This is a genomic window from Burkholderia sp. Bmkn7, from assembly GCF_041103175.1.
In the GTDB taxonomy this organism is placed as follows: domain Bacteria; phylum Pseudomonadota; class Gammaproteobacteria; order Burkholderiales; family Burkholderiaceae; genus Burkholderia; species Burkholderia cepacia.
The window spans coordinates 2,510,938-2,523,956 of sequence record NZ_JBGCUH010000002.1 but is presented as its reverse complement, the minus strand read 5'-3'; the positions used below and the strand labels follow the sequence as shown (position 1 = coordinate 2,523,956).

8 protein-coding genes and 1 pseudogene are annotated in these 13,019 nt (G+C 64.4%); 3 read left to right on the top strand and 6 right to left on the bottom strand.

Features of this window, described 5'->3' with window-relative positions; all coding sequences use genetic code 11:
• Positions 1–44 precede the first annotated feature (44 nt).
• The 4 genes from AB3K92_RS17165 to AB3K92_RS17150 all read right to left on the bottom strand — a co-directional run bounded on the left by AB3K92_RS17165 (position 45) and on the right by AB3K92_RS17150 (position 5,234).
• Complete coding sequence (locus tag AB3K92_RS17165) at positions 45–686, bottom strand: HD domain-containing protein (protein ID WP_021156918.1); 642 nt, start codon at positions 684–686, stop codon at positions 45–47.
• A gap of 66 nt (positions 687–752) precedes the next feature.
• On the bottom strand, positions 753–2,222 hold the full coding sequence (locus tag AB3K92_RS17160; RefSeq protein WP_059622671.1) for a catalase: 1,470 nt from the start codon (positions 2,220–2,222) through the stop codon (positions 753–755).
• A gap of 376 nt (positions 2,223–2,598) precedes the next feature.
• A complete protein-coding gene (locus tag AB3K92_RS17155) occupies positions 2,599–3,564 on the bottom strand; it encodes an AraC family transcriptional regulator (RefSeq protein ID WP_081052769.1) in 966 nt (321 codons plus the stop codon).
• Between the two features lie 203 nt (positions 3,565–3,767).
• A complete protein-coding gene (locus tag AB3K92_RS17150; protein WP_124922632.1) occupies positions 3,768–5,234 on the bottom strand; it encodes an efflux transporter outer membrane subunit in 1,467 nt (488 codons plus the stop codon).
• A 96-nt stretch (positions 5,235–5,330) separates the two neighbouring features.
• On the opposite strand from AB3K92_RS17150, the gene AB3K92_RS17145 reads away from it, so the two are divergent.
• The 3 genes from AB3K92_RS17145 (at position 5,331) to AB3K92_RS17135 (ending at position 10,241) form a co-directional block, all read left to right on the top strand.
• Positions 5,331–5,948, top strand: a complete 618-nt coding sequence (locus AB3K92_RS17145) for a TetR/AcrR family transcriptional regulator (protein ID WP_048022517.1) — start codon at positions 5,331–5,333, stop codon at positions 5,946–5,948.
• A 76-nt stretch (positions 5,949–6,024) separates the two neighbouring features.
• Positions 6,025–7,146 (top strand): efflux RND transporter periplasmic adaptor subunit, encoded by a 1,122-nt coding sequence (locus AB3K92_RS17140; RefSeq protein WP_059553603.1) that lies wholly within the window; start codon positions 6,025–6,027, stop codon positions 7,144–7,146.
• On the top strand, positions 7,143–10,241 hold the full coding sequence (locus tag AB3K92_RS17135; protein WP_124922633.1) for an efflux RND transporter permease subunit: 3,099 nt from the start codon (positions 7,143–7,145) through the stop codon (positions 10,239–10,241). Before AB3K92_RS17140 ends, AB3K92_RS17135 begins: the two co-directional genes overlap by 4 nt.
• Positions 10,242–10,437: 196 nt before the next feature.
• On the opposite strand, the pseudogene AB3K92_RS17130 reads toward AB3K92_RS17135, so the two are convergent.
• Both AB3K92_RS17130 and AB3K92_RS17125 read right to left on the bottom strand, forming a co-directional pair.
• Positions 10,438–10,629 (bottom strand): annotated as a pseudogene (locus AB3K92_RS17130) (integrase core domain-containing protein); the annotation flags it as partial.
• A 117-nt stretch (positions 10,630–10,746) separates the two neighbouring features.
• The gene (locus AB3K92_RS17125; RefSeq protein WP_124922634.1) at positions 10,747–12,921 is read right to left on the bottom strand and encodes a TonB-dependent siderophore receptor; all 2,175 of its coding nucleotides are present in this window, start codon (positions 12,919–12,921) and stop codon (positions 10,747–10,749) included.
• Between the last annotated feature and the right edge of the window lie 98 nt (positions 12,922–13,019).

Here is a 13,019-nt window from a genome sequence, read left to right as displayed (position 1 = left end):
CGCGGCGCGACTGGCCGGGCATCGATGCGCGGGACACCGCATCGTCAACCCGGCCATGCCGAGTTGCGGATGACGGAACAGAAATTCCCCCGATGAAAATGAGGCTCCTTGTCGGCGATCACGTCGGCTTTCACGTTGCCGAACGTGGTCTCCGGTTTGTGCTTGATGCCGTTGTAGAACGCCTGAATGATTTCTTCCTTGAAGTGCGGCGGACGCGGATGCGCACGCGTCACGGCTTCGCGTTCCTCGTGCGAGAACGCGTGGTATGAAAGTCCGAGCACATCCATCTCGACCCCGGCGGTCACCAGTGCAACGACCGGGTGCATATGGCGCGGAATGCCCGGCGTGGTATGCAGCGCAATGGCCGTCCAGACGAGATCGATGTCGGCCGCGGTGATGCCCCGGCCCGAGAGAAACTCGCGGGCCGCATTGGCTCCGTCGACTTCGAAGCGTTCGGTGGCGCTGCTGTATGCGCCGGTGAGGCCGATGTCATGGAACATGGCGCCCGCGTACAACAGTTCCGGATCGAATTTCAGGCCGCGGCGCGCGCCCTCCAGGGCGCCGAACAAATAGACGCGGCTCGAATGATGAAAGAGCAGCGGGGTGGACGTGTCGCGCACGAACTCGGTAATTTCCCGCGCAAGCTGACTGTCGGGCACGGCGACATCCTGAATGACCTGCGACATGACGGTTCTCCATCGAAATGTGAGCGGATGCCGGCGTCGTGGCGGACGCCGCACGCGAATGGCCGGCTACTTCGTCGCAGTCGTTGCCCCGATTCTTGCCAGCGCCTCGCGAACGCCCGCGCCGTACTCGGGGTCGGCCTTCGCGCAATTGACGATGTGGCGCTCCTGGATATGCGCGTGGACGGAGGCCATCTGGCGAGCGGTGTTATCGAACAGCAATTGTTGTTGCGCCTGGCTCATCAGGCGAAACAGATTTCCGGGCTGCGCGAAGTGATCGACGTCCACGCGGTGGTCCCAATGTGCGGCGTCGCCTTCGATCCGCAGCGGCGGCTCGTGAAGACCGGGCCGCACTTCCCACTCGCCGGAACTGTTCGGGTAGTAGGACGGTGTGCCGCCGAGGTTGTCGTCGGTGCGCATGGCGCCGTCGCGGTGGTAGCTGTGGAAGGGGCACTTCGGCGCATTGACGGGAATGTGATTGAAGTTCACGCCCAGCCGATAACGTTGCGTGTCGCCATAAGAGAACAGCCGCGCCTGCAGCATCTTGTCCGGCGAGAAGCCGATGCCGGGCACGACGTTCGCGGGCGAGAACGCCGCCTGCTCGACCTCGGCGAAATAATTGCCCGGGTTGCGGTTCAATTCGAGCACGCCTGCCTCGATCAACGGGAAATCGCTTTTCGGCCAGACCTTGGTCAGGTCGAACGGGTTGAACGGCAGCGCCCTGGCTTCATCGTCGTTCATCACCTGAATGAAGAGGGTCCAGCGCGGGAAGTCGCCGCGTTCGATGCTTTCGTAAAGGTCGCGGCCATGCGTTTCGCGATCCTTGCCCACGAGCTGTTCGGCTTCGCCGTCGGTCAGATTCGCGATGCCTTGCTGCGTACGGAAGTGGAATTTCACCCACGTTCGCCGATTGTCGGCATCGACGAGGCTGAACGTATGACTGCCGAATCCATGCATGTGGCGATAGCTGCGCGGGATACCCCTGTCGCTCATGACGATCGTGACCTGGTGAAGCGCTTCCGGCAGGAGCGTCCAGAAGTCCCAGTTGCTGTTTGCGCTGCGCAGTCCCGTGCGCGGGTCGCGCTTGATCGCGTGGTTGAGATCGGGAAAACGCAGCGGGTCACGGAAAAAGAACACGGGCGTGTTGTTGCCCACGATGTCCCAGTTTCCTTCTTCCGTATAGAACTTCACCGCGAAGCCGCGGATGTCGCGCTCGGCATCCGCGGCGCCGCGCTCGCCGGCGACGGTCGAAAAGCGCATGAATACCGGCGTTGCCTTGCCGACTTCCGAAAAGAGTTTTGCCTTGGTGTAGCGCGAGATGTCGTGCGTCACCGTGAATACGCCGTGCGCGCCCGATCCTTTGGCGTGCATGCGTCGTTCGGGAATGACCTCGCGGTCGAAGTGCGCGAGTTTCTCGATCAGCCAGATATCCTGCAGCAGCGCGGGACCGCGCGGGCCGGCCGTTTCGATGTTCAGATTGTCGGTGACGGGCGCACCCGTTGCGTGATCAAGACGCGTAGACGTATCGCGATTCTTCATGCGTCGACTCCAGGAGGGTTGGGCGGACTGGCGCAGCGCCATGCCGTTTCGGGGCGGGCGGCCGCGCGGGGCTTTACGGGAAAACCTACGTGCTGTCTTGGCAGGTGCGCCGAAATGAAACGGCCGGACCGCGATGGCCACCCGATCAACGAGTGACGAGCCACGGAGGCATCGGCGATTCGATGTGAGAGAAGCGTACCTGCGGGGTGCCCGCGCGATCTTGTATAAAACAACGATTCGTTGGACGATTCGCGGACGACCGTCGAATACCGGGGGCAATGGCTGAATTCGGATCGGGAGGCGGGGGGGCGTGGTGAGTCGACGCGTCTCGAGCGGGCGCACGCGCGCCGCTTACGACGTTTGCATTTGTCCGGTGCTATCGGTTCCGCTGCGCCCAGTCTTTCGGCCCGCATCCCTCGAGACGCGAGAACACGCGTGAAAAATGACTCTGGTCGAAAAATCCGCAGTCCGATGCGATGCTGGCCAGGCTCGCATCGGTTTCCCGCAACAGCGATTTCGCGCGCTCGATACGGCGCTTGAGCAGCCACTGATGGGGCGTGCTGCCGGTGGTCTGCTTGAAGGCTTCGCCGAAGTAGCTGGTGGAGAGATTGCACTCGCGCGCGAGATCGGCGATCGACGGATTGTCGTGCAGGTGGGACGCGAAATAATCCTCGATGCGCCGCATCTGCCACGGAGCGAGTCCGGAGCGGCGTGGCCGGAGCGCCGGATCGGCTCGGCCATAGCGCGTGACGACGTGTTCGCAAAACGCCAGCGCGAGGTAATCGATGAACAGCGCACTCGTCAGGTCGGGCTGCTGCAGGACCGCCTGCAGCGTATGCGACAGACTGAACAGCACCGGGTCGCTGGCGCCGAGATGCGGCTGCACGAGCCCGCCTATGCGCCGGCGCCGTTTTTGATCGGTGAACTCCTCGATCGCGCCCTGGGCCAGATAGAGCCGCATCGTGTCGAACGGCATGTCGAGACGGCGCGTCGGGCTCGCGCGCAGGTCGAGCAGATAACAACTGCCCGGACTGCACGATGCGGAAGCATCGAGGTTGCCGCTCGAATAACGGAGGCCGGGATCGGGGCCGAGTATCAGCGGCATCTGGAAGACAAAGGCTTCTTCCGGTTGCGGCGTGAGCGAGCGCCCCGGTTGGGGCCGCGGGTTGATCAACCGGGTGAACGAGATCGGTTGCCCGTGGGAGAAAACGCCGGCCCGTACGGTGGGCGCATCTCGCAGGAGAAACCGTCTGGCGAGCGTGTCGTCTGCAACGGGTTGCCCGAAATCGACAGGATCCTTGTCGTTCATTCTTCGCGCCCTGGAGTGCGCCCGTACGGGCATTGCGTGCCTTTACCCGACGGCGGGTTCAAACGAAATCAGGCCCAATTTAGCGCAATTCGATGACGGCCGCGCGATGGGTGCCGTGACGCGCGAGACGCTGCTCGATTGCGGGCGCGACGCGCACGGCAATGGTGCGCGTCGCACTCGCGCGAACCCGGAAAGTGCGCGGGTTTCGTCGCGCGCGCCAATGCTGGGCGGCTTCGTCAGCGTGAAGTCAGCGATGTCTGCCCGACGTGCGCTGCCGGATCCCAGCCGCCGCCGAGCGCCTTGAACGTCGAGATCGCCGCACGTGCGGATTCCGTTTGCGCTTGCGCACGCGCGTCGGCGGCCTGGAGCAGCGTCTCGTTGGCGTGCAATACGTCGATGAAACTCGCCGCACCGCTGCGGTACGCGGTCATCGACGCATCCTTGGCGCGGGAAAACGACGACTCGGCATGCGACAGCGTGGCCGCCTGCGCCTGTCGGTTCACCAATGACGAGAGCGAGTTTTCGACGTCCTCGGACGCGCGGAGCACAGCCTGCCGATAGGCCGCGAGCGCTTGCGCGTCGGCGCCTTTCGCCGCTTCGACATCGGCGCCGATGCGTGCGAAATCGAACAGGCGCCAGCGTAGCCCGACGAGGCCGGCCGCCTGGTTGGCGCCGCCCGAGAACAACGTGCCGGTGGCGGCGGCGGTCGCGCTGCCGAGGAAGGCGTTCAGCGAGACCGTCGGGTAGTACTCGCCGATCGCGGCGCCAATGCGCGCATTGGCCGCGGCGAGGTGACGTTCGGCGGCGATCAGGTCGGGACGTCTTTGCAGCAGATCGGCCGGCGTGCCCATTTCCGCGAGCGACGGCGCAACGGGGATCACGGACGGCGGGCTCAGCTCCGCGCGGTGCGTGCCGGGAGGGGAGCCGAGCATCACGTCGAGGGCGTTCGACGCTGCATCGAGCGCCGCGAGCAGGACGGGCACGCCGGCCTGAACCTGGTCGAGCGCGCCTTGCGCCTGCTGAACCTGATAGTCGGCCGCCGCACCCTTCGAATACAGGAGTTTCACGTCCGCGAGCAGCGCCTGCTGCGTCTGCACCTGTCGGGTCGCGATGTCCAGGCGAGTCTGAAGCCCCCGGATCGTGACGTAGATATCAGCGGTCTGGGCCGCGACGGCAAGGCGGGTGGCGACCGCCGCCGCCTGCGTCGCAGAGTAATCGGCGAGCGCGGCTTCACGCTGACGGCGCAGACCGCCAAAGATGTCGATCTCCCAACCGGCCTCCAGGTTGGTTTCGTACTCGGTGCCCCAGCGCGTGTAACCCGGCGTGGCATTGAGCAACTGCCCCAACGGCGTGTCGACGGACTGATAGGCGCGGGCCGCCGACGCGGAAACCGAAGCCGACGGGAGGAGCGCCGCGTTGGCCGTGCCGAGGCGCGCACGCGCCTGAGTGATTTGCGCAACGGCCTGGGCCAGGTCCAGGTTCTGCGCCAGCGCCAGCGAAACGTAACGCGTGAGCAGCGGGTCGTTGAAGCTTTCCCACCACGCGGACAGATCGGCAACCGGAGCCTTTGCCGTGCCGGCGGGCGGCTGGGTCATGTAGTGCTGCGCCAGCGGCGCATCCGGGCGGTGGTAGTCGGGACCCACGGCGCACGCCGAAAGGGCGGCGACGCTGGTCAGGAGAACAAGTGAACGGTGCAGGGGCATGATCGTTTCGGGAGCGCAACGGAGGGCGGATGGTGTGACCAATATACAATATGGTCACAAGTTGTCAACTCGCGAGTGAGGGGCTAAGCTTGAGACATGAACAAACCGACTCCCTCCGCCTCCCCGTCCCGCGGCCCCTCGGACCACGAAGTTCGCGCCCAGATCGTCGACGCCGCAACGGAATACTTCAGCCGCTACGGCTACGAAAAGACCACCGTTTCCGACCTCGCGAAGGAAATCGGGTTTTCAAAAGCCTATATCTACAAATTCTTCGATTCCAAACAGGCGATCGGTCAAGTCATCTGCGCGAATCGCCTCGCGGCGATGATCACCGCCGTCAGGGAAAACATCGACGGCGTACACAGTGCGACGGAAAAATTTCGCTGTATGTTCAAGACCTTGCTTTCATCCGGAAGCGAGCTCTTCTTCCAGGATCGCAAGCTTTACGACATCGCCGCCGTGTCGGCCGCATCACCGTGGCCATCGGTCCAGGGTTATGAGGACCAGATCCGGCAACTCGTCGCCGAGATCCTGCGGCTCGGGCGCGAAACCGGCGAATTCGAACGCAAGACCCCGCAGGACGAGGCGGTGAACGCGATCTTCCTGGTGATGAAGCCCTATTTCAATCCGCTGCTGCTCCAGTACAACCTCGAGGGTGCGGAAGAGGCGACGACCCAGCTTGCGAACCTGGTCCTCAGAAGTCTCGCTCCATGAATCGTGTTGTGACTGTTGACTGAATTGGTCACTGGTATCAGAATGAGGGCTCCTGTTCTTTGCGAGAGGGGGCCTCATGTTCCGGCGCCATCATTTTGTCTACACATTGGGCGTGGCTTCGCTTGCGCTCGCGGCATGCGGCGAGCATCCGGCCGCCGATCCGCGTACCGAGGCGCCACTTGTACGTATGAGCGCCGTTCACGGCGCGGCAGGGGCGAGCCGGTCGTTTTCGGGTGTCGTGGGCGCCCGCGTTCAGAGCGATCTCGGTTTCCGGGTTCAGGGCAAGGTCATCGAGCGGCTGGTCGACGCGGGCCAGACGGTCAAGCGCGGCCAGCCGCTGATGCGCATCGATCCGATCGACCTGGGGCTGCAGGCCCGTGCGCAGCAGAAGCTCGTGGATGCCGCGCAGGCGCGCGCGACGCAGACCGCCGCCGATGAGGCGCGCTATCGGGATCTCGTCGCGGCAGGCGCGGTCTCGGCGTCGACCTATGACCAGCTGAAGGCAGCGGCGGACTCCGCCAAGGCCCAGCTCGTCGCGGCGCAGGCGCAGGCCGTGCTCGCCAACAATGCGTCCGGCTACGCCGTCGTCATGGCGGACGCCGACGGCGTGGTGGTCGAGACGCTGGCGGAGCCCGGCCAGGTCGTCGCGCCGGGACAAATCGTCGTGCGGCTCGCGCATGCCGGCCCCCGCGAGGCCGTCGTCCAGCTTCCCGAGACGCTGCGTCCCGCATCCGGCTCGATCGCCGAGGCGACGCTGTACGGCGCGGCGCAGAAGCCTGTTCCCGCCGTGCTGCGTCAGCTCTCCGACTCCGCCGATCGGCTGACACGGACCTACGAGGCGCGGTACGTCCTCCAGGGCGCGCTGTCGAATGCGCCGCTCGGCGCGACCGTGACGCTCGATCTTGCCGGCGATGCCGGCCACGCACCCGCCGGCATGGTGGTCCCGGTCGGCGCCGTGTTCGATCCGGGCACGGGCACCGGGGTCTGGACGGTCGACCGGGCCCAGTCGCGCGTGACCTGGCGCAAGGTGCGTGTCATCGCGTTGAGCGACGACAGTGCGACGGTGACGGGCGACCTTCGCGACGGCGACCAGGTCGTCGCGCTCGGAGCCCAGTTGTTGCACGACGGCGAGCATGTACGTCTCGCCAACGACAAGATGATCGCGGCATCCGTCTCCGCGCAAGGAGCGGCGCAATGAGCAGCTTCAACTTGTCGGCGCTCGCGGTGCGGGAGCGCTCGGTCACGCTGTTTCTGATCATCCTGATCTCGATCGCCGGCGTGGTTGCGTTCCTGAAACTGGGGCGGGCCGAAGATCCGCCCTTTACCGTCAAGTCGATGACGGTCATCACGGCATGGCCCGGCGCGACCGCGCAGGAAATGCAGGACCAGGTGGCCGAGCCGCTCGAAAAGCGCATGCAGGAACTGCGCTGGTACGACCGGACCGAGACCTATACGCGTCCGGGGCTGGCCTTCACCACGGTGACCTTGCTCGACAGTACGCCGCCCGCGGACGTGCCCGAGGAGTTCTATCAGGCACGCAAGAAGCTGCATGACGAAGCGGGCAACCTGCCGCCCGGCGTGATCGGCCCGCTCGTCAACGATGAGTACTCCGACGTAACGTTCGCGCTGTTCGCGCTCAAGGCAAAAGGCGAGCCGCAACGAGTGCTGGTGCGCGATGCCGAAGGCTTGCGCCAGCGGCTTCTGCATGTGCCGGGCGTCAAGAAGGTGAACATCATCGGCGAGCAGGCGGAACGGATCTATGTCTCGTTTTCGCATGACCGCCTCGCGACGCTCGGCGTGACGCCCCAGGAGATCTTTGCCGCGTTGAACAACCAGAACGTTCTGACGCCGGCCGGTTCGATCGATACGGCGGGCGCGCAGGTATTCATTCGTGTCGAAGGCGCGTTCGACAAGCTGCAGACCATTCGTGACACGCCGATCGTCGTTCAGGGCCGCACGTTGAAGCTCTCCGACGTGGCGACCGTCGAACGCGGTTACGAAGACCCGGCCACGTTCCAGATTCGCAACAACGGCGAACCGGCGTTGCTGCTCGGCGTCGTGATGCGGGACGGCTGGAACGGGCTCAACCTCGGCAAGGCGCTCGACGCGGAGGTCGCAACGATCAATGCCGGGATGCCGCTGGGCATGAGCCTCACGAAGGTGACCGACCAGGCCGTCAATATCCATTCGGCCGTCGACGAATTCATGGTCAAGTTCTTCGTCGCGCTGCTCGTGGTGATGGTCGTGAGCTTCGCGAGCATGGGATGGCGCGTCGGCATCGTCGTGTCGGCGGCGGTCCCGCTGACGCTCGCGGGGGTCTTCGTCGTGATGGCCGCCACGGGCAAGAGCTTCGACCGCATCACGCTCGGTTCGCTGATTCTCGCGCTGGGCCTGCTCGTCGACGACGCGATCATCGCCATCGAGATGATGGTCGTGAAAATGGAGGAGGGCTACAACCGCGTCCAGGCGTCGGCTTACGCGTGGAGCCATACGGCCGCGCCGATGCTGTCGGGCACGCTGGTCACGGCGGTCGGTTTCATGCCGAACGGCTTCGCGCGGTCGACGGCCGGCGAATACACGAGCAACATGTTCTGGATCGTCGGCATCGCGCTGATCACGTCGTGGGTCGTGGCCGTCGTCTTTACACCGTACCTCGGCGTCAAGCTGTTACCCGACATTGCCGTGATCGAAGGCGGCCACGCAGCGATCTACAACACGCGGAACTACCAGCGCTTTCGCCGTTTCCTCGGGCGCGTGATCGGACGCAAGTGGATGGTCGCCGGGATCGTGGTGGCATCGTTCGTGATCGCCGTGATGGGCATGGGGCTGGTGAAGAAGCAGTTCTTCCCGACGTCCGATCGCCCGGAGGTGCTCGTCGAAGTGCAGATGCCCTACGGGACTTCGATCGAGCAGACCGCGTCGGCAACGGAAAAGGTCGAGGCGTGGCTTGCGAAGCAGCCGGAAGCGCAGATCGTGACCTCGTACATCGGGCAGGGCGCGCCGCGCTTCTATCTGGCCATGTCTCCGGAATTGCCGGATTCGTCCTTCTCGAAGATCGTGATCCGCACGAACGACGAGCACCAGCGGGAAGCGCTCAAGTTCCGTCTGCGCAAGGTCATCGCCGAAGGACTGGTGCCCGGCGCGCAGGTTCGCGTCACGCAGCTGGTGTTCGGCCCTTACTCGCCTTACCCCGTCGCGTTCAGGGTCATGGGCCCGGACGCGGGGACGTTGCGCACCATCGCTGCGCAGGTCGAGCGGACCATGAACGCCAGCCCGATGATGCGAACGGTGAACGCCGACTGGGGGCCGCGCGTTCCCACCGTGCATTTCACGCTCGATCAAACTCGTCTCGGGTCGTTCGGGCTGACGTCCAGCTCGGTCGCGCAGCAACTGCAATTCCTGCTGACCGGCATTCCCGTCACGCACGTGCGCGAGGACATTCGTTCGGTGGAACTGGTCGCGCGTTCGGCGGGAGACACCCGGCTCGACCCGCAACGGATCGAGGGATTCACGCTGATCGGTAACGCAGGGCAGCGGGTGCCGCTCTCGCAGGTCGGCAAGGTCGACATCCGCATGGAGGATCCGATCCTGCGCCGTCGCGATCGAACGCCGACGATCACCGTGCGCGGCGATATCGCTGAAGGATTGCAACCGCCCGACGTATCGACCGCGATGCTCGCGCAATTGCAGCCGATCATCGCGAAGCTGCCGGGCGGCTACCGGATCGAGGAGGCCGGCTCCATCGAGGAGGCCAACAAGGCGACCAATGCGCTCGCGCCGCTGTTCCCGATCATGATTGCGCTGACGCTGCTCATCATCATTTTCCAGACGCGCTCGATTGCCGCGACCATGATGGTGTTCGCGACCAGTCCGCTGGGTTTGATCGGCGTGGTGCCGACACTCCTGCTGTTCAATCAGCCCTTCGGCATCAACGCATTGGTGGGGCTCATTGCGCTCTCCGGCATCCTGATGCGAAACACGCTGATCCTGATCGGCCAGATCGAAGAGAACACGCGTGCGGGCATGGCGCCGTTCGATGCGGTAGTGGAGGCCACCCTGCAGCGCTCGAGGCCCGTGATCCTGACGGCGGTTGCCGCGATGCTGGCGTTCATTCCACTGACCCATTCCGTGTTCTGGGGCACGCTGGCTTATACGCTGATCGGAGGAACGTTCGCCGGAACGATTCTTACGTTGGTGTTTTTGCCGGCCATGTACTCGATCTGGTTCAAGATCCGGCCTGGGGCAGGGGAAAGTCACTCTGCGCTCGAACCCAGCGTCAGCGTGACTACGTAGACATGTGCGCCCCGGGCGATGATGGTCTCGCCCGGGGCCGTCGATGTGAATCAGCACCACGACGCGTCCGGCCGGAAAGCAACTTCGCGCAATGGCCACGATTCATTTTTCCTGGCAGTGGCGCACGCTTCGCGCGCCGCTTGGCGCGAAATGCCGTGCACGAACAATGTGAGCTGCGGCGGAATTCCGTGACCAATCACGCAGTGAGTTTCGCGTCGATATTGCCGGAATCCAGCCAGGCTCGACGGACCGTGGCCGGAGGTCGGTAGCGATGAGCGCTGTGGGGCCGGCGTTCGATGAGCATCTTGGCCTCGGCGCGACTGCGGAACCGTTCGCGGTTTGGCAATGCGGCTCGCAGTTTGCCGTTGAAGCTTTCGACGAATCCGTTTCGAAGAATCGGTCCGGATCCGGATGTTTGAAGGCGGGTGACTTTTGAAGAAGTCAGACTATTCCGTGGGATCAGGGTCACCATGCGTCGCGCGACGCATTCGTCGCGCGGCGGCCCCTAGAAATCCGAACGCACGGTCAACATCACGTTGCGCGCATCGCCGAATACGCTGTAGTAGGTGCTGGGCGGACGAATGTAGTACCTGCGATTGAACACGTTATTCAATTGCAAGGACGCCGTCACGTGCTTGTTGAAACGATATCCTGCTTGTGCGTCGAAAACCGCATAGGCACCCTGTTCGACGCCGCGCGAAATCCGCGTTTGAGCGAGCATGCCGCCCCCGATCGAGAATCCGCGCAACGGGCCTTGCGACAGCGTATATCGGGTCCACAGCTTGAACAAATGCTTCGGATCCGTGCCGTCGGTGAGATCGGGCGAGTCGTTCTCGTAGTGTGCGTTCAGATACGTGTAGCCAGCATAAAGATTCCAGTCCGGCGTCGGCTGGCCAGTGAGTTCGAGTTCGATACCCTGATTGCGTGCCTTGCCTGCGGCCACGTAATAGAACTGATGGGCAGGATCGGCAACGGCGCGGTTGTCGTCGTTGATGCGGAACAGCGCGGCGTTCGCATTCAGGCGGCCATCGAGCAGGCTGCTTTTTACGCCTACTTCGTACTGCTCACCCGAGCGCGGCGGCAGGCCCGGCCCCGAGTACGTGCCTTGCGTTTGCGCATCGAGGAAACGCGCATAGTTGGCATAGGCCGTCAGCGACGGCACGATGTCCCACAGCAAGCCGGCGGACGGCAGGAAGCGATGATTGACCTGTGCGTTGGTCGTCCAGTCCGCGACGCTCGGCAACGTCGACTGCGTGCGGTCCTGCAGGAACGCCTCGCGGCCGCCGAGCACGAGCGTCAGCGGCGTGGCGAGCTTGATACGCGCCTGCGCATAGACGCCGTATTGAACGGTGCGGTGATTGGTGCCGAACGTGTACGGTACGTCCACGGCGGGGACCGCATTGGGATCGTAGAGACTGTAGGCGCCACCGTACGGGCCGCTCAACGCGCGGTAACCCGACTGCGCGCCCGATGTCATCACGGCGTAGTTCGCGCCGATGGTCAGCGTATGCGTCTGCCCCCAGAGGCGCACCGGGCCGGATACGTTGGTGTCCGCGCCGAACCAGTCATAGCTCGTGCGCTGCCGCTGGTCTCCGAAGCGCGCGAGGCCGTTTGCGGTCGCACCGGGGCCGGAGTACGCGTAGTAGGCCTTGGAGAGTTCGTGGCGGTAGAACAGCGTGGTCGAAGATTGCCACGCGTTTTCGAACCGATGCACGAGGTTGGCGTTGACCTCCTGCAACGAGGTGTACGCGTAGTTCCAGCTCGGACTGAAGTTCCGCGTATATTCGCTCGGCACGCGCCCGGTGAGCGCGGTACGCGTGCTGTTCAGCACGCCGCCCGCACCGTAATCGATGCCGGAAATCGGCGAGACCTGATAGCCGCCCGAGAACGACAGCGTCGTGCGCGGCGTGAGGTCCCAATCGAGCGCACCATAGACCATCACCTCCTTGCTGCGCGTGCGCTCTATGGATTGCGTACCGGTGCCGCCCACGAGAACGGCGCGCCCGCGCAGCGTGCCGTCCTTGTTCAGCGGCCCGGTGACGTCGATCATCTGGCGCACGCTGCCGAACGAATCGACCTGCGTTTCCGTGCCGAGGTGGAACTGATCCTGGGGGCGCTTGCGCACGAGATTGACGACGCCGCCCGGCTCGCCCATGCCATCGATCGAGCCTGCCGGGCCGCGCAGGATTTCGACGCGGTCGTACATCGCCAGATCGAATTGCAACTGGTACTGCAGGCCGCTCAGTGTCGGGACGCCATCGAATTCAATGCCGAGCTGCGAGCCGCGCGCGCGGAAGTACGCGGTACCGTCGCCGTAGTCGATCGAACTGACGCCGGTCACGGAGCGCAACGCCTGCTGGATGGTCGTGACGTTCTGGTCGTCCATCCGCTCGCGCGTGAGCACCGAGACCGAGTTCGGCGTCTCCTTGATCGATTGCGCGACTTTTCCGCCGATGGTGGCCCACTTTGCAGCGTAGTTGCCGCTGCCTTCGGTTGTCGCGTCGGCGTCCTTTGTGCCCACCACCGTCAAGACGGGCAGCGTGTCGCCGACCGGGGCGGGCGAGCCTTGCGCGTTCGCCCACGAGGAGGCGAGGCACAGCGCCGAAAAGGCGAGCGGGGCACCGCTGCATCGTCCCGTCGTCACGCGCCGCGCGCGCGGGTGGTCCATTCTCGTTGTCATGGTTGATCATCCCGATGTTGAAAAACGTCGAACTGCTTCCTCCCGCCAGCGGCGGGTTGAAAAATGGGGGGACGATCTTTATCGACGGGCTTCTGACG